The sequence below is a fragment of the Nitrospina watsonii genome (assembly GCF_946900835.1).
Taxonomy (GTDB): domain Bacteria; phylum Nitrospinota; class Nitrospinia; order Nitrospinales; family Nitrospinaceae; genus Nitrospina; species Nitrospina watsonii.
On the sequence record NZ_OX336137.1, the window covers coordinates 2,602,989 to 2,627,203 of the forward strand.

The following is a 24,215-nucleotide window of genomic DNA, read 5'->3' on the forward strand; positions in this document are numbered from 1 at the left end:
CATCGGCGCCGCCGCGCCGGTGTCAGCACTCAGCCCGGTCTTGTTGCAAGACCGGGTTTTTTTATTTAAACGGGAGGAGGCCGCCGCGGCGGTTTGTCGGCCGTGTCCGCATCCTCTTGCCGGTCCTGCAATTTCTGGTGCGCCAGCGCCGCCAGGCCCACCACCGACAAAAACGACATCACACTCACAATGTGATCCGTAGGCGGCAGGTCCCCGGCTTTGGGCGCGAGTTCCCATAAGACCAGGCAAATGCCGGCGATGACCGGTCCCACGCGCAGGCACCGCCATGCCCAGGGACGCTGCCGGTACCACAGCCACGTGCCGACAAGGGGGATGGCCGCCAGCACGCCGAAGGCGATTTCCGCCGATTGGAATCCCTGCACCTGGCTCCAGGCGACTTTCTCTGTCTCTTTGCGCACATACGCCATGCGCAGCAAGGCTTCGCAACTGGCCCAGGCTTTGTCGGGGTTGCGGTCGCAGTCCAGATCGAACAACTCCTGCGCGCGCTCATAATGCCGAAACCGTTCGAATCCCCGCGCCATGTGGTAACAGGCGCCGTAATCACTCGGGTCCGACGGCGCATGGCCTTGCCGGCACAACGGCAAAAGCAGATCGGTGGCCCGGTTCAACTCGCCGATCTTGAGGTATTCTTTGCCGAGGTAAAAACAGGTTTCCTGGTGACCGCCGTCGCAGCGGGCTTCCAGATGCCGGGCCTCGTCCTCAAGGCGGTCCATCTGCAACGACAGGGCCAGCAAGGGGGTGCAGGCGCGCAGGTGACCGGACGTGGCGTGGCCGACGCAGGCCAGGCGGAAAAAATCCAACGCCTGCTCGCGTTGCCCCTGCCGTTCCGCTTCCATGCCCAGAGCCAGGCAGTAAATGGTCGCTCCATCCCGGCATTGCTGCGCCGCCTGTGCGGGGTCGAGTTCTTCCGGCTGCGCCCAGGCCGGGCCGCCTCCTGCATGCATCCACAGCCACAGCGCAATCCACCACCATCGGCATCCCCTCACCAATCGCACTCCCATTCCAGCAGTTCCAGGTGCTCGCGCAATTGGGAGACCGTGCGGAATTTTTTCAGGATCAACGAGCGCTTCAGCCCGCAGCAGATGTTTTTCACCGTCTGCGGCAGTTTGCGGTAATGCTTCGCCCCGCCCATGCTCTCGTGATAAATCTGGATCAGGCTGCATATATCGTCGCGCATGTTGGCAAGCTTGGCGTCGGTGGAATTGAACAAGTCCAGCAGTTTGATTTCAAAACTCAGGCCGAACTTGTTGACGATGATGTTGTCGCTGTGCAGATCACCGTGATACTCGTTGAGCAGATGGATTTCCTCGATGCCCTTGGCCAGCGAGTACAACAGGTGCGTGGCCTGGTACGGCGGCAGGCGCTTGCCGGGCATCCTTTTTAAAAATTCCGAGAGCAGGATGCCCTCGACGTAATCCGAGATCAGCACGGTGACGGGAATGCGGCGGCAGCTTATGATTTCCTTGGTGTGGTATTGGATGAGGATGGCGCAGCGGCGCAGCTTGTGCAGCTTGCGGGCGTACACGCGCGCCGACCGGTTGCGGACATTGCGTTGCGGGAAAAACAGTTTCGCCGCGCGTTCGATGCCGGTGCTGATCTCATTCACCTTGTACACCTCGCCTTCCCAGCCAGCCCCCAGTTTGGAGATCACTTCGTACTTGGCCGCCAGCTTGCGTCCGGGCTTGAGATCGAACGAATCAATTTTTTGAACCTGTTTCGGCAAAAAAACGTCCCCGTTGGTGGATGTCGTGTTCCGTGCCATTGTACACCATCCCCGGGTTCCGCCAATCACCGGATTCTGCTTTCAACCGGTCTCCGGCCGGAGGCGGAATCGAAGATTTGCCGTTCCGCCCCTTCCGTTTTCATTCACCCTTTGAATTCCATTAAAAAATGATGCCGTTCTTTTCGATCCGGTTTGCTTTACAATAAACGCTTCAATCTGGCCTCCTGCCTTCCTCCATTGATAGGATTCGATTCTTGGACTTCACACTGCAAAAACTGGTCGGCGTCATCATCCTGGGCGTCAGCATGCACTGGCTGGCGTGGCGGGTGCGCATTCCCTCCATCGTGCTGTTCTTTGGCGCGGGGATTCTGATCGGCCCGGCCCTGGGCATGGTGGACCCGACGCAAGATTTCGGCCCGCTGTTGCAGGCACTCATCAAGCTGGCCATCGCCATCATCCTGTTTGAAGGCGGGCTGAACCTCCGGTTCCACGAACTGCGTCAGTCCGGCCGCGCCGTGAAACAGATCATCGGCTTCGGCCTGCCCCTGGCGTGGGGTTTCGGATTCCTGGCCTGCTACTGGGTTGCGGGGTTGTCGGCGCCGGTCTCGCTGTTGCTGTCGGCGATCCTCGTGGTGACGGGGCCGACGGTCATCCTGCCCTTGGTGCGCCACGCCAAATTGTCCTCCCGCACCGCTTCGGTGCTGAAGTGGGAAGGCATCATCAACGATCCCATCGGCGTGTTGCTGGCGGTGCTGGTGGCGGAGATCATCACCCACGACGCGACGCAGACCACGGAGACCATCCTCTGGCATTTCGGCATGGCCTTCGCCGGCGCGGTGGCGCTGGGCATTGCGGGCGGCCTGCTCCTCAAATTCATTTTCGAAAAAGGCCACACCCCCGAGTTTCTGAAAATCCCGATGGTGCTGTGCATGGTCATTTCCCTGTACGGCATCGGCAACCTGCTGGAAGAGGAGATCGGACTGCTGGCGGTGACGGTGCTGGGCATCACCATGGGCAACATCCGCATGCTCATTTTTTACGAGCTGCGCAAGTTCAAGGAAAACATCACCACGCTGCTGGTCTCGACCGTCTTCATCCTGTTGACCGCCGACTTGAAAACGGAACACTTTCAAAACCTCGACTGGCGGGCGCTGGGCTTCGTCCTCTGCATCCTGTTCCTGGTGCGGCCGCTGGCGGTGTGGCTGGCCACCCTGGGCTCCGGCTTGAAGTCCAATGAAAAACTGCTGCTCGGATGGATCGCGCCGCGCGGTATCGTGGCCGCCTCGGTCGCCGGGTTGTTCGCACCGCGCCTGATCGAACGGGGTTATGAAGACGCGGTGTACCTGCTGCCGCTGGTCTTCGGTGTGATCCTTTCCACCGTGGTGCTGCACGGCCTGTCATTGGAATGGCTGGCGCGCAAACTGGCGTTGTCTTCCGACAAAAAAGAGGGCGTGGTCATCGTCGGCGCCAATCCCTGGACGACGGAGCTGGCGTCGGTGTTGCGCGAACTCGATCTGCCGGTGGTGCTGGTGGACGGCACCTGGCACCGGCTCAAGGACGCCCGGTTGCGCGGACTGCCCATTCATTTCGGCGAGATTTTATCCGAGACCAGCGAGCAGAACATGGAACTGGCGGAGATGGGTTACCTGCTGGCCGCCTCGGAAAACGACGCCTACAACGCGCTCGTGTGCAACGCGTTCATCCACCACTTCGGCCGCGACCGCGTGTATCAGTTGCCCTTCCATCCCAAGAAGGTGGATGAAGAAAAAGGCGTGCACAGTGCGCACCTGGGCCGCATCGCGTTCGGCGAGGAAGCCCGGTTTGAAGTGTTGATGGACCGCTTCTACCAGGGGTGGACCTTCCAGAAATCGAAGCTGACCGAAGAGCACGACTTCGAAGCATTCACCCAAAAACTGAACGCCCCCTATTACCTGATCGGTTTGTTCAAAAAAGGGAAGCTGGCTTTCGGAGCCGAGCATTTCCCCGGCGCACCGGGGCCGGGGGACCGGATCATCGCCTTCGTCAAGCCCGAGGCCACACCTCCTAAAAAGAAGAACGGGGACACAACGCAAGGAAGCCTTGACGCACCCTGAATTGTGGTACACTGATTCCGTATTCAGAATACTTCGACTTCGCAACGCGGCATCCGGTTTTTTTCGCCGAGGGGGGATTCATGTTCAGCCGGATCATCAAAGTTCTGAAAGCCCTCAACTCCAGCCAACGTCCCTGGCAGATCAGCGTCGCTTTGGTCTTGGGCGCGGTGGCAGGCCTGACGCCTTTACTCAGCCTGCACAACCTCGTTGTCCTGCTGCTGGCTTTCTTCATCAACATCAATTTCAGCATGTTCCTGCTGAGCCTCGCCGGCTGCACGCTGTTTGCCTTTGCGCTCGACCCCCTGTTCCATCAAATCGGTTACGGCCTGTTGACGGCAGAAGGATTGCAGGGATTCTGGACCCAGTTTTTCAGTTGTCCCGTATTCCTGCTGGGCAACCTGAACAACACCCTCGTCATGGGCAGCCTGGTGGTCTCGCTGGGGCTCGGCATCCCGCTGATCTTCGTCCTGAATAAAATGGTGGTCAAATACCGGCTGGCCTTCAATGGGCTCATCGACCGCATTCCTTTTCTGAAATTTCTCAAGATCCCCGACACCGTGGAGTCTGCCGCATGAAACCCAAAACCGGATTCATTCGCTGGTGGGGACTCATCCCGTTCGTCGTCGCGGTCGGGCTGATCGCCGGATTCGTGCTGCTGTTTCTCGACAGCCTCATTAAAGATACGATCGAAGACCAGGGCTCGCAGGCCCTGGGCGCGCAGGTCGATGTCGGTTCCGTCAAGACGTCACTCATGAACCATTCCATCCAGATTCGCGGTATCCAGATCGCCAATGCCGAAAACCTGGATGAGAACATCGTCGAAGTTGGCAACTTCACCTTCGATTTCGACCTCAATCAGGCATTCTCCAAAAAATTGATCGTCGATGAGCTGACCGCCGAGGGCATCGCCTTCAATACGAAACGCAAAACCCCGGCGCGTCCGGTTAAAAAACCTGTGAAGGAAAAAGAAGAGCCGGAAGCCAAACCGGACGATAGCGGCTCCGGTCCCGGGTTTGCCGGGTTCGATCCCTTGAAAGGCATGAAGTTCCAATCGCCCCAGGACATCCTTAAAAACGAGAAGCTGGAAACGCTGGAACGCATTCAACAGGTCAAGGGCGATGTCGAGGCGACGAAAAACAAATGGCAGGATGTGGTCCAGAACCAGCTGGGCAAGAACGCGCTGGACGAGTTCAAGCAAAAGATCGATGGCATCCAAACGCGGGCGAAAAGCATTTCCGGTCCGGGCGATATCCAGGCCCTCACCGCCGACATCCAAAGCCTGCGCGGCGACATCCAGAGTAAGGTCGATCAGGTCAGAAATCTTAAATCGGAGCTGAAAGCGGAAACGGAAAAAGCCCGCTCGCTGGTCAAAGACCTCAAGGACCTGCCGCAAAAAGACATCGCCCGATTGAAGAACAAGTATTCTCTGGACCTCAAGGGCGGCACGGGGCTGGTCGGAGCGTTGATCGCCGGACCGTTCAAAGAGCAACTCGACAAGGGCCGCCGCTATTATGAAAAACTGAAGCCGTATCTCAATAAGAAAAAGGAACCGGTGGTGCCGGAACCGGAAACTCCGGCCCGCGGCAAAGGCTTGACCATCGAGTTTCTGAAACCCAAACCCACACCCGATCTGCTGGTGCGGCACGGCACGCTGTCACTCACCCTGCTCGGCCAGACCGTTTCCGGCGATATCAAAGACCTGTCCGACAACCAGAAAATCCACGGACAGCCCATGCGGGTCAAACTGGACGCCGCCAACAATGAGCGGTTCAAACGTTTCGCACTGGACCTCACCGTGGACCGTACCGGCACCTCCGCACGGGATACCCTGGAGACGCGCATCGATGCCTTGAAGCTGACCGATTTCAAAACCGGCAAGGCCGTGAAGGTGGAACAGGGTGGCGCCAATATCGCAGGCACGCTGAACATCGTTAGCGAACAGGCACTCACCGGCAACGTCCACGTGCAGGCGCGCGATATGGACTTGAAGTGGACGCAGGCGGACAGTGGCGAAGTCGGAGACATCCTGCAAAAGACCCTGTCGTCGGTCAACCGGTTCTACCTCAAACTCCTGCTGTCGGGCACGGTGGACGATTATGCGTTGAAGGTGGAGTCCGACCTCAACCAGACTCTGAACCGCGCCATCCGTGGCGTGTTCGATGACAAGGTGAAGGATTTCGAAGGCAAACTGAAATCGGCGATCCTGGAGAAAACACAGGGACCACTTAAGGATTCCGCGGGCAGCCTGGCCAGCCTGGTGGACCTGCAGAAGATGCTGAACTCCAAGGAATCTTCTTACGAAAACCTGCTGGGCGAAGTCACCGAGAAAGCGCTGCTGCCCAAGCTCAAACTGCCGGGCAAGGCGGGCGACCTGCTGAAAGATTTCAAACTGCCGTTCTGATCGCCGCGCCCCATGGGGCGATTCCCCCCGCCCTGTTGCGCAAGACCGCACTGCATCCAATCCACGCGTCGCAATTCCATATCCAGAGCGCACCTGCGGCACACGGGACCATTTTCATAAAACGCCTGTTCGGGCAATACTTATCCAACTCCCCGAAATCATGGCCACAGGGCCGCGTCGCCCGGCCCGCCTGCCGCCGACACAGCCGCCCCAACCCGCCACGCCACCCAAAAATCATTTTAAATACAAATAGTTAGAAGATATCCAGGGCCGTCCTGTTTTTTTCAAAAACCTGCATTTTTTTGTTTGTTTTTGCTGGGGAATACCTTCTAATAGAATCAACTTCGCACCTTTATCAGGAGATGCTGGTTTCCGACCATGATCGCTCACTGCGTTCTGACTTCTTTTCTGCTTTTTGACAGGATCCCGAATCCTGCGCGCTTCCTTCCCCGGGAAGGCATGACCGACTTTGCTGTCACCGACAAGTTGGAACAGGCATTCTTCGCTACAGGTTATCTTTAAAAACATTTACTTCTGATTCGGGCAAAACGGCACCGCGTGTCCGCTGCGTTCGAATTGTTGGGTTTGCGCCGGAAGCGCGTTCCCATCTCGCACGCCTTAAAGACCGAGGCTCATGGGAGGTGGGGCGGTTCCAAGGCTTCCGGCACCAAGTTGGTCTGTCCTGATTATCAACTATTGAGGAGAGATGGAAGTTTGTCCGCACGGTCGCCTAGGACGAACGCACCTTCCAGGAATAAATCAACCATTGGCATCAACCCTATTTTAAATTTAAGGATCACCTTACAATGAAAAAAATCGCTTATTTGTTTTTGATCGCAATCGTTTCCATGCTGTTCTCCCTGTCTTCCACCGTGTTCGCCTACGTGTCCAGTGACACCGGCAACGTACTGGTTTTGTCTGACGATCAGCAGAAGGAAGACGACGATCAGGACGATGACGACGACGACAAGGAAAAGCCCGAGTAGTCCGCGTTCTTTCGTTAAGAAGAAAGAGAGCCAGGGTGTTGCAAGCACCCTGGCTTTTTTTTATGCCCATCCCTCCCCGTTGCGGAGTCTTCCGGTCAGCCGCCTGGGTGCCCCGGTACCGGTCCAAACCTGTTCGCCCGCAACCACGCGGGCCGGGACGCCCTCAGCGACCTGATATTGCTTGCTTTGCCCGGGAAAGGGCCTGCCAGCCTTGAAAATTATAATATTTCCGGTATTGTGGTAGGCAAGAGGCCTTTTCGGCCACATCCCAGAAATGGAATGATCCTGTTGTTCGCTTCGATCCCGAACACGTTTTTTCAGGGCGCCATTTATTTTAAACTACGAACCGTAAGGAGACTCCGCACACAAAGGCAGAGTTTCACCGGCAGGCCGCCATTCACCCCCTCCGCCCCCTGTTTTCTGTTGCACGGTTCCGCGCGTGATTTGATGTCTGAATTGCCGTGTCCGGGGCGGCGTGCGCACCTGCCAGCACCAATCTTTGCGGACCGGGTTCATAACAAATCCAGAGGTATTTTATGATTAAGAAGGATTCTGTCGTCACCCTGAGCTATTCACTGAAAAACAACGACGGTACGGAGCTGGACCAGGCCGGAGCGGACCAGCCCCTGGTATACCTTCATGGCAACGGGCAGATCATTCCGGGTTTGGAAACCAACCTGGAAGGCCTGAACTCCGGAGACAAGAAAGACGTCTCCATCCAGCCGGAAGAAGCTTACGGCAACGTCAACCCCAGCCTGGTCATGGAGATCGAGCGCAAGAATTTCCCGCCGGATGTGGACATCCAGCCGGGCATGCAGTTTTCCGCCGACATGGGCGAGAAGCAGCAGATCTTCACCGTCCTGTCTGTTGGCGAAAACGAGGTTAAAATCGACGCCAACCACCCGCTGGCCGGGGAAACCCTCCACTTCTCCATCGAAGTTCTGGAAGTGCGGGACGCCACCAAAGAAGAGTTGGAACACGGACACGCCCATACCGGCAACGAACACAACCATTGATCCGTAGCTTGAGGCAGAACGAGAAAATCCCCCGACCGGAATCCGGCGGGGGATTTTTTTATGCCGAAACGGGCCGGCTGCACTCAAGAGCGCACACACAGCCCTCGCCCCGGCGCCACAGGGCTCCCCCCAGCCCAGGCCGGGAGTGAACGGATTCCATTTAGAATGAGGACACCGATCATTGTCTGCTCACCGGGCATACCCTGTCGCCTCCCCTCGTAGAGGGGTTTGTGTTACAATACGGCCCGACACGGATACCCCATGTGCGCCTGTAGCTCAGCTGGATAGAGCAACGGACTTCTAATCCGTAGGTCGGGCGTTCGAATCGCCCCAGGCGCGCCAATAAAATAAGGACTTAGAGGTCACTCTCCAAGTCCTTATTTTATTGGTGTGTAATTTTGGTGTAATCGGGCAAAATAAACACTACTAGCGCCTGTATCGTTTCACCATCGACCGGCAGAAACCGGCCATAAGCGGACATTCAACTCTTGTTGGATTGTTCTTTCATTACTCAGAAACTAAATTAATATGCGTATCCCCACAGCTACACCTAAGGGATTCTTTATTTCCGCGTTCAGGGGTCACATAAAATAGCTCGCTGCATTTTTCGCATTCAAGCAAGCCAGTAAGGTGCTTGAAGTTTTCGACTACTGGCTCGAAATCATTTTTCTGCAAAGATGCCCATTCGTTGTAATGCACCGCCGCGTTTATTTGCCATTGCTCTACTTCGGAATCCTTTACCGCTTTGTTCAAAGCCTCCTGCATAGCCTCAATCTTGGCTTTGTTATCATCCTGCCTCCAAGATTCCGCCGCCTTTTTCCCATCCTTTATCAAATCCCGCAACCGTTTAACGCCCGGCGGCAAGAGATCCCCTAAATTGAATTGAGCGTCCCCGCGAAATACGACCGGCGCTCTTAAGCGGTGGCATAATTCTTTTGATAAGTATTCCAGATAGTGCCTTAAAAGGCCCGCCGCAGACCTAACATCATTGCTGGAAAGATGACTGTCTATCTCTTGCCAAATATCGCGGTCGTCCCATTCGGTCGGGCCAAGATCGACGCTCCATGTTCTGAAATGGACAAAGCCCTTGTTTTTTATCAGACCCGCCGTCCGCATATGGCGGAGCCAAATGTCGTCATGCGTGGTAAAGAGAAATTGAGTATCGGGAAATTTTTGTTTCAATAAGTCGCAAACTTCGCGCCGGTGCCCTGAATCCACGGACATAAGAACATCGTCCAACACAGCGAAGGTGAAATTGTTATCAAGAAGATGCTCCATTAAAGCAAGATACAAGCAAAGTCCCATGCCGTCTTGGTGGCCTTCGCTATGGTATGCTCCAGGTGGGAAAAAGCCGCGCCCGTAAAAATCAACATCAAAGCCTAGCTTACCCATAGAAGGCGTAAGCAGGGCCTCAAATGCGCCTTCATCATCATGGTTTATCATACGGTAAAGGTTTCTAAACGCCTTCTCAACATCCTTGTATATGGTGTTCAATTCTTGGGTAATCACTTCCCCGTATTTTTCAAAAACCTTCTTGGAATGGGCTGCGGAAATCGTACAGGATTCTAGCTGGCGTGAAGCTTCAAAGTATGTTTCAAGGCGTTCGTGAGCGGCGACAAGGTAATCCCTGGCCGCATCTTGCTGCGAAGGATCGGGAATAGCCGTTACCGCCTTTTCCAATTCTTCAATGACCGGCTCAACTGTTTTGAAGTCGGTAATGTCACCTTCCAATACCTTGATGGTTTCCGATAATGGCAGCAGCTTTCTAAGCTGTTTTGCGGCTTCTGATAAAGCGGTTTCTTTAGTCTTGAGGGCCTGCACATCTAACGGCTTCGGAAGCGCCGGGCTATACTTTCCCGTCGTTGCCAACGACGCAGACAATGTTTCTAGGGCAGCGGCGATTGGCTCAATCTTCTTTTCAAGAGCCTCTTTCTTTTGCTTGACGGTCGCAAGAAGTTTAAGCTTTTGGGCCACCACTTTTTTAAATTCTTCTGGCTCCCACTCCGTATCGCAGACCGGGCAATGTTCATTGTCAAATAGCTTAAGAGCTGTTTGCAACAGGTTTTCATGTGAAAGACTTTCAAGGCTATCCGCATCCGCGTTTAACTCTGATAAATCCGTCAAAACGGAAGCACAGGAATCCTGGAATGCTTGTGCTTTGCTTCCTTCCAATAGCCCTTTAAGGCTTTCTATATCCTTAAGCGCTTGCGCTTTAGGTACCCGGCTAACCGTTTTGGAACTGGAAACGGTTGTCAATCCGTCCTTGAATGAAGTATCCTTTTTAAATTCTGTGATTTCCGGCAATGATAAAATTGCGCGGCGCTTATTTACCTCCTCTAAAATGGTCGGCGGTGCCCACTTTGCAATACCAAGTGCTTTCAAAAGGTCGTCCCTAGACCTTTGTTTGCTATTTTCAAGTGGTTTGATGTCGCGCTCATAGGCTTTGTATATTTTCTGCAAAGTGGTGCGCAGAGTCTCAAGCTTTTCCAGACGCAATAGAGCCTGGACTTCTTTGGCTCTTTCACCCGGCTCCGCCAAGACATAGCGAATTAACTCGCGACGGGATAATACGAATTCTGGATGTTCTTCCACATGCCCTAAAGCAGCCCTTATTTCGAGTTCATCGGGCGTAATCGTCGGCTTGTTTGGTGACTTGACGGTTCTATGTATGGTCGCTTCTTTCTTAAGCGAAGGAATATTGAATGTCAGTGTGACAAAGGCTTGTGCTAATTTAGCCCGGCTATCAACATGAGGCCCATGCTCTTTTACCGATAGCCCGCCTGTGCCACGCCCGGATAAACGCGAGATATTCCCGGTAATCGCAAATTCTATAGCATCAACAACGCCACTTTTCCCGGTTCCATTGGGGCCGCATATAGCGAAATTGTCCCCATTGATCTCCAAGGTTAGGTCGCGTATACCGCGGAATTCATGGATATGAATTTTTTGCAACCGTATCATGTTTCACTTTCACCAAACAAAGCCTCACGAATGGCTGTTTCATTTACGGTTTTGTCTTCAAATATGATTTTTCTTAAACGGTTGGAGGTTTCTTTCATGCCATCCTCAACGGCAAGCTCCTTGATAAATTTATCAAGGATTTTGTCAGAAACCGACTGTAGTCCACCATCTTCTACTGTCATAAATTCCGCCTTTCATGCCATTTAAAGCGTCCGCTTTGGGTGTCGAATACAGACACTATCAACTTCTGTATATTTTACGACACAAATTAATCGTGCTAGGAAAACCTACTTATTGACCACCTTAATTAATTCGCCGCCTTGAGCCGGTCCTGGAGCTTATCCATAGCGGCTTCGATGTGGGCTCCGTTCTGGTGCGCGTACTTCTCCACCATGGACAGGGTTTTGTGGCCGCTGATCCGTTTCACGGTGGGCAGGTCCACGCCTGCCTGGACCAAATGAGTGATCGCGGTATGGCGCAAGGTGTGCCGGACCACCTTCTCCGGGTCCAGCTTCGCGCTCTTGACAACCCGGCGAAACGGCCTTTCAATTGCCACCGTATGCCCGGTCTTGGAACCAAGGGCGGGAAACAACCATTCCTGACCCGGCTCCGCCGTCTCAACATACCCTCTTAAGAACTCTGCCAGTTCATTGGTCATGGGTTGCGTTCTGGCCCCCGCCTTGGCATTGGGAATGTAAATGGTTTTCCGGTCCAGGTCGATATGCTCCAGCCGGATAGACAGGATTTCCATGCGACGCATGCCGGTGCCCAGGCCGACCACAATGAACGGATAAATATGAGGACTCTGGTCTTCCTTTGCCGCTTCTATCAACCGCGCGGCCTGATCCGGAGCCAGGTAAGTGATGCGCCCCGGATTCTCCTTGAACCGTTTGATCCGGGCGGGCCGGTGATCCCACCATCCCCACTCAATCCCCTTATTGAACAAATGAGAAAGAACCGCCAAATCCCGGTTCACCGTGCTCGGAGTTACCTTCGCATCCACCCGCTTTTTCTTGTACCGCTCTATATCAAACGAACTGATCTGCACCACCGGCTTGCTTTTGAAGAAAGGGACCAGGTTTTGATTCATACGCATTTTTTTCATCTTCAAATCCTTGCCGCCTTCTTCTTCCATCCTCTTGAGATACATTTCCGCCGCCTGGTCGAACTGGAGAATGGTCTTCCGGCCTTTGGGCAGATTCAAACGGCCTTTCCGCGCATCGGACCGGACCTGCTCAATAAATTCTTCCGCCTGCTTGCGGGTGACGCCTTCCGATTCCTTGCCGATAACCCGGTGGACCCGTTGCCCGTCCACCATGATGTTTACGGAGTATTTGCCATCCCCATTGGCCAGACGATCAAAGGTGATGCCGTGCTCATGGAGACGGCCTTCGGGAGGAAGCTTCCGGATATTCGGGCGGGTGAGTTTTGTGAATTTAAGAGCCATGGGATCTCCTCAATAATGATCAAAAGGGAATGTCATCTCTAACACTTTCCATTTCTTCCTGCCATCTGGGAAGACAGTCTTCAGACTTTTCGCCGGAAGCAACCTGCTTAAAAACTTCCCAATTGTCCCTAAGCCGGACATAAATAAGGGACGTGGGCAAAACATTCCAAGTCCATTCCCTAACGCCTCTTGCAGAGTTTTCTACATATTTGCCTTTCCATAAAAACCCATTCTGACAAATCAACTTCCATAAAACCTCTTCATCATGAGTTAGCAATTCGGGATAAGTCATGGCCAACTTTGCAAAACGATCCGCTTCATCCACATCCCAAACGGTTTTTATAGTATCGAAAGCTGTTTCTGCACGAGGTGGCTCATCAAGGTTAGATGATTCACGATATTCCAAAACCACTTTTTTTGTGGCTTCTTCAACTGCCCACTCAATGAAGCTGGAAAGGGATCGCCTCTGTTTTCGAGCCGCCAGTTCCGCCGCAAATCGAAGTTTGGGATCAAGCCTGAAACCAATAGTCTCGGTCCTACTGGTCTTTTTTTTCGAAGACTGTTTCTTTGCCTTCGCCATGTATCCTCCAAGGGAAAAGTTCCAAAGTTTTCTGGATCATTCTAAAGCAACGTGTTTTTATTTGCAACTATTGTTTTGTTTTGTTAAACATGTTTAGAAGTTAAATTTGATCCATGAAAGGATATATTAATGACTAAAAGCATTGAAGTTACGATTTTCCCAGACGGGCGGCTGGATACGACTAATGCGTCAGAATATTTGGGCTTGAGCCAAAAAACTCTGGCCATGATGCGGTGCCAAGGCAATGGTCCTGCCTTCATCAAACGAGGCCGGATCTTCTATTACAAAGAGGATCTGGACGCCTGGCTCCAGGAAGGCGGCAAACTTTCCAGCACTTCTCAAAAGCGGTTTCCTGAATAACCACCATTTTCCATGCCTAAAAAAAAGCGGTATCCCATTGACGGGGGCTTTGTTGCTTTACCTCATAATCTAGTGGATTCCAAAGCCTTCCAAGCCCTTACCAATAATGCCAAAATTACCTACGCATATTTTAAGAGGGATTTGAAAAACGGCCACCAAACGACGGTAACACTTACTTTCGAACAAGCCAGAAATTACGGAATTTGCAAATCACCATCCACCTTTGGCAAAGCCAAAAAGGAACTGGTGGCCCATGGCTTTTTAGATCCCTTCATACCTGGTGGATTGAACGAGCCTTCAGTGTTTTCTCTTTCCGAAAGATGGAGAAAGTGGGGAACGCCCGACTTCGAAGAAAAGGCATATCAACCGGGGATTGGCTCCAAGTATTTTACAGCCGCTTGGAAGAATCCTGAACGTGCCCAAAAACTCCTCCAAGCCCGCCACAAGAAAAAACCAAATACAGAATCTATATGAAGCAGATACAGGGTTTATTACTGCGGGGGCCTTCAAAAGAGGACCAATAACAAAATCTGTATCTATTTCCCTCGTTTTTTAAGAAGTTTTCATACAGATTTTATAATGCTTTTAAATTTACCATCCCCTATAAGATGAAATCAGAAAACCTGCCTACCGTGACCAGATTAAAAAATATCCCCACCATTTTAGACCAGGACCAAACCTGACAAAAAAGCAGGTGTTGAAAACGGATGGGACTTCGCGCTCCCAAGGGTGGCGGCCTGACAAATTTCAGCCTTTTTATGGACTCTAAAAACCTGACTAACCCTGACCCCCCCATGAACCGTGGACGCGTGGAGCGGTAGCACGCAAACAAACCAATGAGCGGGGTTTTACCATTGGCAGAGGGCTCCAGGTTGACCAAGAAATACGGAGGCACGCCTGCACCTTGGCTAAATACAATTCTGCGAATATTTTTGGCCAAGAGACCCCCCACCCCCTGAAAAACAGGCCCCCTCAATATATGTGCTCCCTCGCACACACACTTTTTCCAAATTTTCAAATGCACGCGTAAAAAAATGGCGAAACCCTCGCGATCTACTACGATATCGGCCAGACTTTTCCAATGCCCCCCTACTCCAATCAGGCTGAACCTTACACACCTAAAAAGAACCTTGGTTTTTTGGACACGCGGGCAGTTGGAATCAAAAGACAGCAATAACCTTGAATGGCTTGTGTCCGCCGCCAGAAGGCCGGAAACTTGATCCAGCCCCATATCACTGTTTACTCACTGATATTTGAAAAAGGTTGGATATTTGGAGCTTCTGGCGCTTCCTGGATCGGGGTCAATGACCCAACCGGAACCCGCAAAGCGATTCAATCCAAAGCCCTTCTTCCGTTTTATTCTGCACTCTTCCCCTTCCCTCATTCGGAATCCGGAATTGACTAAGCCCTTCCCAATGGTGTTTAATCGCCCTTAGGTTTTCGTTCAATATCAGAATACAAGTTGAACCAAAAGTAATTCTTATGCCTAAAAAAGTAAGCACCTCAGGAAGCGAGCTTTTCATAGTTGATAACAGTGATGAAGACTGGAAGGTGGTCAAGTACCTTCATGACTGGTGTCAACTTTCAAAGGCAATGGATATTGCTACGGGACATTTTGAAATTGGCTCGCTCCTGGCCCTAAATGAGGAATGGCAAAAAGTAGATAAAATCAGAATATTGATGGGCGAGGAAGTTTCTCTCCGCACTAAAAAGGCTTTTTTAAAGGGATTGGAAAAGATCACCTCTCGTTTAAATCACAGTTTGGAATCGGAAAAAGAGAAAAATGATTTTCTCCAGGGGGTGCCGGCAATTGTTGAGGCCATTAAATCAGGGAAAATCCAATGTCGTGTTTATCGAAATGAAAAGTTCCACGCTAAAGCCTATATAACTCATGCCCGCCTTGATGTGGTTGGCGCTACCGCCCTCGTTGGTTCATCCAACTTTTCATATCCGGGTCTTACCGAAAACATAGAACTTAACGTTCAAATAACAGGCCGACCGGTAAATATTCTTCAGGAATGGTTTGAGGACCATTGGGAAAATGCTGAGGATGTGACACCGGAAATCCTGAAAACGATTGAACGCCACGTTCATGAATACCAGCCCTTCGAAGTTTACGCTAAATCCCTGGAAGAGTTCTTTCATGGTCATGAAATGACTCCGGACGAATGGGAGCAGAATGAATCTAAAATTTATCCACTCCTTGCCCCTTATCAGCAAGAGGGGTATCACGCACTACTTAAAAAGGGAAATCGATACAGAGGGGCTTTTTTATGTGATGGGGTTGGTCTGGGTAAAACTTATGTGGGCTTGATGCTGATTGAAAGGTTCATCATTCATGACAGGCTAAATGTTGCTCTGTTTGTACCAAAGGCCGCTCGTGAAGCTGTCTGGGAGTCCGCTTTGAAACGTCACCTCCCCCATATTTTTGGGAAGTATAGCAGACTGGAAATTTTCAACCATACCGACCTATTGCGAAAAGGAAAGTTTCAGGAAGATCTTCAAAGCGTAAAAGAACGGGCTCATGTAGTTCTTATTGATGAAGCTCACCACTTCCGCAATACAGGAACCAAAGGCGGTAATTCCGAGGAGTTGAAATCCAGATATTGGCAATTTTTCGATCTGATCGGGGAAAAGCAGACCTATTTGCTCACTGCAACACCCGTCAATAACCGCTTGAGAGATTTACAGCATATGATCGAGCTCTTCTCTCGCCGCCAAACGGATTATTTTAAAGACGCTCCTCTAGGCATCCATTCTTTAGCTGGCCATTTCCGGAAAATGGAAAAGTCTTTAGAAAAAGTGGTTCAAATGAACTCGGAAGATAGCGAAGAAGATATGGAAACCAATTTGGCGGAGGCAGAACAGGTTCTTGCCCAGGATTCCTTATTTAAAGAGCTTGTTGTCCAGAGAAGCAGGGTGTATGTGAAAAAGAGCCTGGACCAGAATGCAGGTGGCGAAGTCCTTTTCCCTCAACCCAAGGAACCCAAAATTATCCCTTATTCTGTAAAGCAAACCTACGGAAAATTGCTGGGAATGATAGAGGAAGCCTTCCACAAACAAAACCCCCTCTTTTCACTAGCTATTTATTACCCGTTTTATTATTACAAGGGCGATGACACTTCAATCGACCCCCTGGTCCAAGGACGGCAAAAGCAGGTTGTTTCTTTAATCAGGACAGGGTTTTTAAAACGATTTGAAAGCTCTGTTGAGGCTTTCACCATGTCCTGCTGGACCCTTCTACGCAAACTATTAGCCTGGGTGGAAGTTCATTCCGAAACGGAGCATGAGAGAAAAATTGTAGAGCGTTGGAAGCTCCAGCATAAAAAGCTTCTTGACTACATGAGCAGTCATTCAAATGAGCTTTTTGGTTATGAGCAGGATGAGGAGGTTGATGAAGACGTTATTCCAGAGGAAATGCTTGAGTCCATAGAAAAACTGGAACGCCATGAGTTTAAGATCGAAGAAATTATTGGAGAGACCCTGCTGGACCTGGACCAGATAGCGACCTTTCTAAAGGAGCTGGAAAACTTTAAACCCTCCCAGGATAAAAAGCTCAACGCCCTTATCAAGCTTCTCAAAAATGACACGGTATTGAAGGACAATAAAGTCCTCATATTTACCGAATTCATGGACACCGCCCGGTACCTCAAAAATGAATTGAAGGCCGCTGGAATTGGAGACGTTGACGAAATTGACAGTGGGTTTAAGGGGAACCGAGAGTCCATCATTCGACGCTTTTCACCTTATTACAATGGCTCATCCAGCGCCCAGCTTAGGGAAAATGGTGAGAAAGAAATTCGCGTTTTAATTTCAACCGATGTCCTTTCCGAAGGCTTAAACCTCCAGGACGCCACCCGATTAATCAATTATGATCTGCACTGGAATCCAGTTCGCCTTATGCAGAGAATAGGGCGCGTTGATCGAAGAATGGACCCTGAAATAGAGAGACGAATTGTCGCGGATCATCCGGATCAGGAAAAACTGCGGGGGGAAGTCATGTATTGGAACTTTCTCCCACCGGATGAGCTCGACGAGCTTCTTAGGCTGTATCAGACCGTCTCAAAGAAAACGCTTAGAATATCCAAAACCTTCGGAATCGAAGGTAAAAAACTCCTTACTCCCGATGACGACTATGACGCGCTGAAAGACTTTACGGAAGCCTTTGAGGGCACTCTCTCCCCGACAGAAGAAATGCATCTGGAATTCAAACAACTCCTCAAGGAAAACCCCGGTTTGGAAGACAGGCTTTCAACTCTTCCGAGACGCATTTTCAGTGGCAAAGAACATCCCAATCCAGGCACCCAGGCCGTATTTTTCTGTTATGCCTTACCGGGGCGGAAGCTCGGGGAAACCGAACCGGAAGAACAGGAAGAATGGTCTCTGGATGCAGGCACCACCCAATGGTTCCTCTATGACCTGGGGGCAGGCAAAATCCTGGAAGACGCCACCCAGATCGTAAATTTCATACGCTCCACCCCGGAAACCCCCCGCAACTGCAAGGTATCCCAAGCCACCCTGGCGGACATTCGATCCAAACTAGACAAACATATAAAAAATTCCTATCTCAAAAAGGTTCAAGCACCCATTGGCGTGAAGCCCATTCTTAAAACCTGGATGGAGCTCAATTAAAATCCAAAAGGATCTTTTAATGGAAACTTACGGTCTGGATCAGATTAAAACCTTTGAACAATTGTTGCCCTGGCTACGGGATCACCTGCGTTGGCCCATCAAGGAGGAGGAGGGGCTTGTAAATGAATCTTTTGAGGAACTAACCTTTGAATACACAACCCAAGAATTGGGTCTGAAAAAGGACGACATTGACCACATTCGGGAGGTTCGCCAGTTAAGGCCATTCTTCTCAAATCAACCATGGGGGATATTCTTCGTAAACTTTGAAGATAAAAGACTCCCCGTTGGGATTCTTAAGCGAATACTTCGAGGGCTCACCCTCAAAAAAAGAAGTTCTTCCAATAAGTCCGAACAAAAAGGTTGGCAACTCCATGACCTTCTGTTCATTTCCGCTCATGGGAAAAGCGGCGAGCGGGAACTTTCCTTCCTTCATTTCTCGGAAGAAAATGGCGGTAAAAATAAAATTATCCTAAAAGAGATGGGTTGGGACCAAAATGATACGAAACTTAAATTTAATTATGTTGCGCAAACCCTGCAATCCAAACTTGCCTGGCCGGAAGATGTAAGAAATTCCAAGGCATGGCGTGAGCAGTGGGCAGGGGCATTTGTAAGCGAGCATGGGGCGGCGATTTCCACTGCCAAGGATCTTACCAAACGCCTGGCCAGCCTTGCCACAAACATCCGAAAATCAGCAAATGAAGTCTTGGAATATGAAAACGAAAACGGACCGTTAACAAGCATTTATGAAAACTTTAAGAAAACCCTTTTTCATAATCTGGATCATGACGGTTTTGCAGACATGTATGCCCAAACAATTTGTTATGGATTATTAGCTGACCAAATCGACCGCACTCAAAGGGGAGAAAATACAAAGACTTTAACCGCTGACAATGCCGCCTTAACCGCCTCTCTTCATCCCTTCTTAAAAGAGCTGATGGAGACCTTCCTGGCAGTTGGGGGACGCAAAAGCAAAATAGATTCTAATGAATTGGGTATCGATGAAGTGGTGGAAGCTCTACGCCGCGCCGATATGAAGGCAGTCTGTCTGGATTTCAACAATAAAAACCCGGATGAAGACCCTATTCTTCATTTTTATGAGCATTTCCTAAAAGACTACGATTCCATAATAAAAGAGCAACGCGGGGTCTATTACACACCTCTTCCTGTCGTGAAATTTATTGTACGGAGCGTTGATGAAATCCTCCAAAAGGAATTTGGATTGGAGGACGGCCTGGCTGACATCACAACATGGGGAGAAATACATGCTAAAAATCCGGAAATTAAAATTCCCGAGGGCGTGCAAAAGGATGAGCCGTTTGTACAAATCCTCGATCCAGCGACAGGAACGGGAACCTTTCTGGTGGAGGTCATTGACCTGATTAAAAACCGCATGGAAGAGAAATGGAAAAGGCAAGGAAAAAGTCCAAACCAAATCGGCAAGCTTTGGAACGAATATGTCCCAAATCACCTGTTGCCACGCCTTAACGGGTTTGAGTTGATGATGGCTCCTTATGCCATAGCACACATAAAAATTGGCCTGAAGCTGGATGATACAGGATATCACCCTGAAAATCCTGCCGATTCTCGTTTGCGTGTTTATCTGACCAATTCATTGGAAGAGCCGATAAGCCAGGTCGCAAAAAGGGGCCAAAGATCATTTAGCCTAATGAATGATAGTTTGGCCGAAGAGGCTAGAGGGGCGGATCAAATTAAAGCACACACTCCCATAACAATCGTCATTGGTAATCCTCCTTATTCGCGCTCATCTAAAAACATGAATAAGTGGATAGAAAAATTGTGCTTACCATATAAAGAGGAAGTCAGAAAGCAAGAGTCGCAAATCCAGGGATTATCTAATGATTACATTAAGTTCATTAGGTATATGCAATATCAAGTATTAGAAAAATTAAACTCTTATGGGATTATTGGGATAATTACTGGACATGGCTATCTTCATGGAACGCAACCACGTGATATGCGCAAACATCTTTCACAAGCATTTGATGAAATTTGCTGTATTGATCTGCATGGGAGTATTAAAAAAGAAACCAATAATACTACTATCGACGAGCCAGTTTTTGATATTTCTACCGGTGTTGCAATAACAATGGCTTTTAGATTCACGAGAATACGAAGTCGCGCCAAACTTTATGATTTAATCGGTCCGAAAAGCGAAAAATTTCACACCTTAAAGCACAAAACCTTAAATTCAATATTTGGCAACGTTTCTTCCCATAAACCCTGCGAACCCTATTATTTTTTTAAAAGCTCAAATAGCGGTTATCAATCAGAATACAATCGACTAAAGGAGATTCCAGAGTTTTTTGGGAAGGGGAATCGTCTCAAAGACAAAGAGGTTTATTGGTCTACTGGATTTGCTTCACAACAGGACGATCTTGCCATTTCATTTTCGCCAAGTGAAGTTTTATCTAAAATTGAGGATTTAAGAAACTCCAAAACCAAGAAAGAGATTGCGGAGAACTATAAAGTTTGTAGCACAAACCAATGGAACTACGATACCGCGAAATCTTTCGTTTTAAAGAACGATATTACTAATTTAATTTCCTTGGTTAACTTCAGGCCGTTTGACTACCGATATACAATATTTAAGAAAGAAATTGTCACAATTCTAAAACATGAAGTCCAGTCTAATTTTATTTTTGCTAACAACATAGGATTAGTCATATCGAGGGCTGTAAATGATTTGGAATTTGCTCATGTGTTTTGCGCCGCAAAGCCAACCGATAAAATTTTCATCTCCTCTAAAACATCTACCAATGCATATATATTTCCTCTTTATTTAGCTCCTAGGAAAAAGGTTGAAGAAATAACACCAAATTTAAACGACAAATCAATCAATATACTGGGTGAGCAAATTCAATTGAGCTACCAAGGAGAGGTAAATAATTCACAATTTGACCTAGATTTTCTTCATAAAGGCTCAACTCCTAGGCAGATTCAAATGGGATTGCCAAAACCAGATGTTGGCCGGGGTGACTTATTTTTAAATTTTGGGCCAAGGGATGTTTTTGATTATATTTATTCGGTACTTTTCTCACCTTCTTATAGGTCGCGTTATGCCGAATTATTAAAAACTGATTTTCCTCGAATCCCTTTGCCTGACTCAGTTGGGCTTTTTCGGGAGATGGTCAAACTTGGCCGCCGACTTGTCGCTTTCCACTTATTGGATGCGCGGGAAGTTAATGAGCTCGCCCAGCCCGAGACCCGCTTCATTGGCAAAAACGAGCCACGCGTTGAAAAGGGTTATCCACAATATAAAAACGGCAAAGTGATCATCAACCCGTCCTGTCATTTTGAAGACGTTACGCCGGAAGTTTATAATTTCTATATTGGGGGCTATCAACCTTGCCAAAAGTGGCTTAAGGATAGAGCTGGAAAGGGAGGTAAAAATCCGCATCCGGGCCGTGTTCTTTCCGAGGACGATATTCTTCACTATCGCCGCATTACTATTGCCATCCGGGAAACAATACGGCTTATGCGGGAAATAGACGAAGTCATTAATGCGCACGGTGGCTGGCCCGATGCCTTCCACGTTCCGCCCCCTCCTCCACCCTCCCTGGAAGAATTGCTGAAAACCGAAGAAAGCGTGGACCTGGAATATAAAAGCACCTTTCAATGGGATGTCAAGGAGGGGAAAAAGAACCCGGACCTGCGGAAGGCCTGCCTGAAAACAATCGCCGCTTTCCTCAATTCCAAAGGCGGAACCCTGGTGGTAGGAGTGACGGATGACAAGGAAGTCTGCGGTTTGGCAAAAGACCTGGAGTTTACCAAAAACAGTATCGACTGGTTCGAGCAAACTCTGAGAAACGTTATTAATGATGCCATTGGAATCAACTTCTCCCAAAACTGCAATATCCGCTTTGAGGGAATAGAGGACAAGCAGGTATGCATTGTGGAAGTTGAGCCCGCCTCCGAGCCTGCTTTTTTAACATTTCAGGGTAAAACCGAGTTTTTCATTCGAAGCGGCAACGCAACCAAACCTTTGGGCGCAAAAGAACAGCATGAGTATATAAAAAACCGATCAAAGAATCGATATAAGCTAAAAAATAATTCCGATGAGCATGGATGCATTCGGATCAAATAACAAGATTAAGGGTCAAATTACATGGAAGCTCGTAACCGAAATCTAGCAGACTGGTATGTAAAAATAAAAAATGGCGAAATAAAACTACCTAGATTTCAACGTTTCGAGGCTTGGGATCGACACCGAATCAGTAGCTTAATCGAGACAGTTATTCACAAACAACCTTTAGGAATAACTCTGGTCTTGGAGGTTGGTGAAAAAGAAAAGTTCATCTCCCGTTATTTGGAAACTACAGAACCGTCGAATTATTTTCGTGTCCACGAACATCTTTTAGATGGCCAGCAACGTTTGACTGCATTATGGAGAGCACTTCACAATAATTATGAATTCGAAACTTATTTTATTTACGTAAAAGCGTTCGATCAATATGAAGGTGATAAAGATCTAGAAGATATGACTGTCTTCTTTAGAGGACGATATTATAAAAAGAATGGTCAAAAATATCCGATATGGTGCGAGACCCCGTCCCAATGCTTAAAGCGCGGCTTTATCCCAACCCACCTTTTGAGACCTGAAAACATAGATGGGGAAATTGACAATTGGATTGACCAAGCTACAGAAGATCTCAAATCCGAGGACGATATACAAAAGGTCAAAGAATACCTTCAATTCACTAAGTCAGTGAGCGATAAAATCAAAGATTTGCGCGCTATCATTTCAAATTACAACCTTCCCTATCTTTCCCTGCCATCCCATACAAACAAGGCAGTTGCGTTGGATGTTTTCATCAAAATGAATACCAACAGCAAGCCACTATCCCAATACGACATCATTGTTGCTGAAGTAGAAAGCGTTATGGAAATGTCCCTTCATGACCTAGAGAAATCCATGGATGGAAAATACCCTAATATTGGGGAATATGCGGACCTGTCGGATATAGTTCTAACTACTTCTGCATTACTTCAGGATGCCTTACCTAACCAGCGCGGTGCATGGGATATGGATAAAAAGGTTATGGTTGAAAAATGGGAAATGTTAGGCGGTGGCTTAAAGCGAATGGCAGATTTTCTACGCAATGAAGGTGTTTATGACCGTGACCGTTTACCAACCAACGCAGTGCTTGCTGTAATTGCCGCTCTTTATACTCATATTCCAGAATCAGGGGATAAAAGAGGAAAAGATGAACTTTTGTTAAAAAAGTATTTGTGGTACTCATTTTTCACTGACCGCTATGAGAATTCAGCCGCAACTCATGCTTACTCTGATTATATTGCCTTGAAACAACTGGTAACTCTTAGTAATAGCTCAGAAAATAAAAACTATGACGAGACTGCCGTCCCAATTTTCAAAGAATACGACTTGGTTGACGAAGAAGAACTAATAACCGCCGAATGGCCCAAAAGAACTACCATTAGAGGTCGGGGAGTCCTTGCAGTAGTTTGTCGCTTAGGCGCGCATGACTTTTCCACAAGCGAGCCATTGAACTCCAACAATATTGAGCAACGTCATTATCACCATGTATATCCAGATGCCCTGCTTAAAGAAGCCGGAATAAATGGTTTTCTTGCATTAAATTGCGCTCTTATTTCCGATAAAACAAATATGTCTATTGGCCGAAAAGACCCACTAAAGTATTTAAAAGACCGTTACCAATGGACCTCTGAGGAGGTAGTAAAGGACCGACTCCAATCCCACTTAATTCCCATCCCAGAATTGGCTAATGGTGGCTATGAAGGCCTTAATGAAACAGAGAAAGTTGAAAAAATAAAAAAAGATTTTTCCAATTTTTTGCACCGGAGAGCACAGTTGGTCCGAGAGGCAGTCTCATTGCTAGCGGAGGGACGGCAAATCAGTGCTTCAATGCTGTTTAAAAGTTAGCTTTAAAAGATCCTAAACATCTTTAAATTTTTTGCCCTAAGCCTTCGTCTTATTTTGCCTATATGGGTCTCG

17 protein-coding genes and 1 tRNA gene are annotated in these 24,215 nt (G+C 49.1%); 11 read left to right on the plus strand and 7 right to left on the minus strand.

Annotated elements, in window-relative coordinates; genetic code table 11:
- Positions 1-65 precede the first annotated feature (65 nt).
- Positions 66-1,022, minus strand: a complete 957-nt coding sequence (locus tag QML71_RS12120; protein ID WP_282012191.1) for a tetratricopeptide repeat protein — start codon at positions 1,020-1,022, stop codon at positions 66-68.
- Positions 1,004-1,783 carry a protein kinase domain-containing protein gene (locus tag QML71_RS12125; RefSeq protein WP_282012192.1) on the minus strand — a complete coding sequence of 260 codons (780 nt, stop codon included), beginning with the start codon at positions 1,781-1,783 and terminating at the stop codon, positions 1,004-1,006. The genes QML71_RS12120 and QML71_RS12125 overlap by 19 nt, the downstream gene beginning before the upstream one ends.
- Positions 1,784-1,998: 215 nt before the next feature.
- Here QML71_RS12125 and QML71_RS12130 point away from each other — a divergent pair, with 215 nt between their 5' ends.
- From QML71_RS12130 to QML71_RS12140, 3 genes are all read left to right on the plus strand, one after another.
- Entirely contained in the window at positions 1,999-3,837 is a 1,839-nt protein-coding gene (locus QML71_RS12130; protein ID WP_282012193.1) for a cation:proton antiporter, read from the plus strand.
- Positions 3,838-3,917: 80 nt separating this feature from the next.
- On the plus strand, positions 3,918-4,412 hold the full coding sequence (locus tag QML71_RS12135; protein ID WP_282012194.1) for a TIGR03546 family protein: 495 nt from the start codon (positions 3,918-3,920) through the stop codon (positions 4,410-4,412).
- The gene (locus tag QML71_RS12140) at positions 4,409-6,238 is read left to right on the plus strand and encodes a TIGR03545 family protein (RefSeq protein ID WP_282012195.1); all 1,830 of its coding nucleotides are present in this window, start codon (positions 4,409-4,411) and stop codon (positions 6,236-6,238) included. The genes QML71_RS12135 and QML71_RS12140 overlap by 4 nt, the downstream gene beginning before the upstream one ends.
- Positions 6,239-6,472: 234 nt before the next feature.
- Here the strand turns inward: QML71_RS12140 and QML71_RS12145 are convergent, their stop codons facing one another.
- A complete protein-coding gene (locus QML71_RS12145) occupies positions 6,473-6,766 on the minus strand; it encodes a hypothetical protein (protein WP_282012196.1) in 294 nt (97 codons plus the stop codon).
- A 278-nt stretch (positions 6,767-7,044) separates the two neighbouring features.
- Here QML71_RS12145 and QML71_RS12150 point away from each other — a divergent pair, with 278 nt between their 5' ends.
- The 3 genes from QML71_RS12150 (at position 7,045) to QML71_RS12160 (ending at position 8,582) form a co-directional block, all read left to right on the plus strand.
- Positions 7,045-7,224, plus strand: coding sequence for a hypothetical protein (locus tag QML71_RS12150; RefSeq protein ID WP_282012197.1), 180 nt, complete (start codon positions 7,045-7,047; stop codon positions 7,222-7,224).
- A gap of 536 nt (positions 7,225-7,760) precedes the next feature.
- Positions 7,761-8,240, plus strand: a complete 480-nt coding sequence (locus QML71_RS12155; RefSeq protein ID WP_282012198.1) for an FKBP-type peptidyl-prolyl cis-trans isomerase — start codon at positions 7,761-7,763, stop codon at positions 8,238-8,240.
- Between the two features lie 265 nt (positions 8,241-8,505).
- Positions 8,506-8,582, plus strand: a tRNA-Arg gene (locus QML71_RS12160).
- A gap of 165 nt (positions 8,583-8,747) precedes the next feature.
- On the opposite strand, the gene QML71_RS12165 is transcribed toward QML71_RS12160, so the two are convergent.
- The 4 genes from QML71_RS12165 to QML71_RS12180 all read right to left on the minus strand — a co-directional run bounded on the left by QML71_RS12165 (position 8,748) and on the right by QML71_RS12180 (position 13,228).
- A complete protein-coding gene (locus tag QML71_RS12165; protein WP_282012199.1) occupies positions 8,748-11,201 on the minus strand; it encodes an AAA family ATPase in 2,454 nt (817 codons plus the stop codon).
- The gene (locus QML71_RS12170) at positions 11,198-11,383 is read right to left on the minus strand and encodes a hypothetical protein (RefSeq protein WP_282012200.1); all 186 of its coding nucleotides are present in this window, start codon (positions 11,381-11,383) and stop codon (positions 11,198-11,200) included. Before QML71_RS12170 ends, QML71_RS12165 begins: the two co-directional genes overlap by 4 nt.
- 125 nt (positions 11,384-11,508) lie before the next feature.
- Positions 11,509-12,648, minus strand: a complete 1,140-nt coding sequence (locus tag QML71_RS12175) for a tyrosine-type recombinase/integrase (protein ID WP_282012201.1) — start codon at positions 12,646-12,648, stop codon at positions 11,509-11,511.
- Positions 12,649-12,667: 19 nt separating this feature from the next.
- Positions 12,668-13,228 carry a hypothetical protein gene (locus QML71_RS12180; protein ID WP_282012202.1) on the minus strand — a complete coding sequence of 187 codons (561 nt, stop codon included), beginning with the start codon at positions 13,226-13,228 and terminating at the stop codon, positions 12,668-12,670.
- 129 nt (positions 13,229-13,357) lie between these two features.
- On the opposite strand from QML71_RS12180, the gene QML71_RS12185 reads away from it, so the two are divergent.
- The 5 genes from QML71_RS12185 (at position 13,358) to QML71_RS12205 (ending at position 24,143) form a co-directional block, all read left to right on the plus strand.
- Positions 13,358-13,588 carry a helix-turn-helix domain-containing protein gene (locus QML71_RS12185; protein ID WP_282012203.1) on the plus strand — a complete coding sequence of 77 codons (231 nt, stop codon included), beginning with the start codon at positions 13,358-13,360 and terminating at the stop codon, positions 13,586-13,588.
- A 12-nt stretch (positions 13,589-13,600) separates the two neighbouring features.
- Positions 13,601-14,062 carry a hypothetical protein gene (locus tag QML71_RS12190; RefSeq protein WP_282012204.1) on the plus strand — a complete coding sequence of 154 codons (462 nt, stop codon included), beginning with the start codon at positions 13,601-13,603 and terminating at the stop codon, positions 14,060-14,062.
- Positions 14,063-15,070: 1,008 nt separating this feature from the next.
- Complete coding sequence (locus tag QML71_RS12195; protein ID WP_282012205.1) at positions 15,071-18,220, plus strand: helicase-related protein; 3,150 nt, start codon at positions 15,071-15,073, stop codon at positions 18,218-18,220.
- Positions 18,221-18,239: 19 nt separating this feature from the next.
- On the plus strand, positions 18,240-22,325 hold the full coding sequence (locus QML71_RS12200) for a type ISP restriction/modification enzyme (RefSeq protein ID WP_282012206.1): 4,086 nt from the start codon (positions 18,240-18,242) through the stop codon (positions 22,323-22,325).
- Between the two features lie 21 nt (positions 22,326-22,346).
- A complete protein-coding gene (locus QML71_RS12205) occupies positions 22,347-24,143 on the plus strand; it encodes a DUF262 domain-containing protein (RefSeq protein WP_282012207.1) in 1,797 nt (598 codons plus the stop codon).
- Positions 24,144-24,215 lie beyond the last annotated feature (72 nt).

Excerpts from the sequence above, each read along its gene's own strand:
- QML71_RS12145 (WP_282012196.1), bottom strand. The coding sequence starts at position 6,766 with ATGTTTTTAAAGATAACCTGTAGCGAAGAATGCCTGTTCCAACTTGTC.
- QML71_RS12155 (WP_282012198.1), top strand. The coding sequence starts at position 7,761 with ATGATTAAGAAGGATTCTGTCGTCACCCTGAGCTATTCACTGAAAAAC.
- QML71_RS12190 (WP_282012204.1), top strand. The coding sequence starts at position 13,601 with ATGCCTAAAAAAAAGCGGTATCCCATTGACGGGGGCTTTGTTGCTTTA.
- QML71_RS12135 (WP_282012194.1), top strand. The coding sequence starts at position 3,918 with ATGTTCAGCCGGATCATCAAAGTTCTGAAAGCCCTCAACTCCAGCCAA.
- QML71_RS12165 (WP_282012199.1), bottom strand. The coding sequence starts at position 11,201 with ATGATACGGTTGCAAAAAATTCATATCCATGAATTCCGCGGTATACGC.
- QML71_RS12120 (WP_282012191.1), bottom strand. The coding sequence starts at position 1,022 with ATGGGAGTGCGATTGGTGAGGGGATGCCGATGGTGGTGGATTGCGCTG.
- QML71_RS12195 (WP_282012205.1), top strand. The coding sequence starts at position 15,071 with ATGCCTAAAAAAGTAAGCACCTCAGGAAGCGAGCTTTTCATAGTTGAT.
- QML71_RS12170 (WP_282012200.1), bottom strand. The coding sequence starts at position 11,383 with ATGACAGTAGAAGATGGTGGACTACAGTCGGTTTCTGACAAAATCCTT.
- QML71_RS12205 (WP_282012207.1), top strand. The coding sequence starts at position 22,347 with ATGGAAGCTCGTAACCGAAATCTAGCAGACTGGTATGTAAAAATAAAA.
- QML71_RS12150 (WP_282012197.1), top strand. The coding sequence starts at position 7,045 with ATGAAAAAAATCGCTTATTTGTTTTTGATCGCAATCGTTTCCATGCTG.
- QML71_RS12175 (WP_282012201.1), bottom strand. The coding sequence starts at position 12,648 with ATGGCTCTTAAATTCACAAAACTCACCCGCCCGAATATCCGGAAGCTT.
- QML71_RS12185 (WP_282012203.1), top strand. The coding sequence starts at position 13,358 with ATGACTAAAAGCATTGAAGTTACGATTTTCCCAGACGGGCGGCTGGAT.
- QML71_RS12125 (WP_282012192.1), bottom strand. The coding sequence starts at position 1,783 with ATGGCACGGAACACGACATCCACCAACGGGGACGTTTTTTTGCCGAAA.
- QML71_RS12180 (WP_282012202.1), bottom strand. The coding sequence starts at position 13,228 with ATGGCGAAGGCAAAGAAACAGTCTTCGAAAAAAAAGACCAGTAGGACC.
- QML71_RS12200 (WP_282012206.1), top strand. The coding sequence starts at position 18,240 with ATGGAAACTTACGGTCTGGATCAGATTAAAACCTTTGAACAATTGTTG.
- QML71_RS12140 (WP_282012195.1), top strand. The coding sequence starts at position 4,409 with ATGAAACCCAAAACCGGATTCATTCGCTGGTGGGGACTCATCCCGTTC.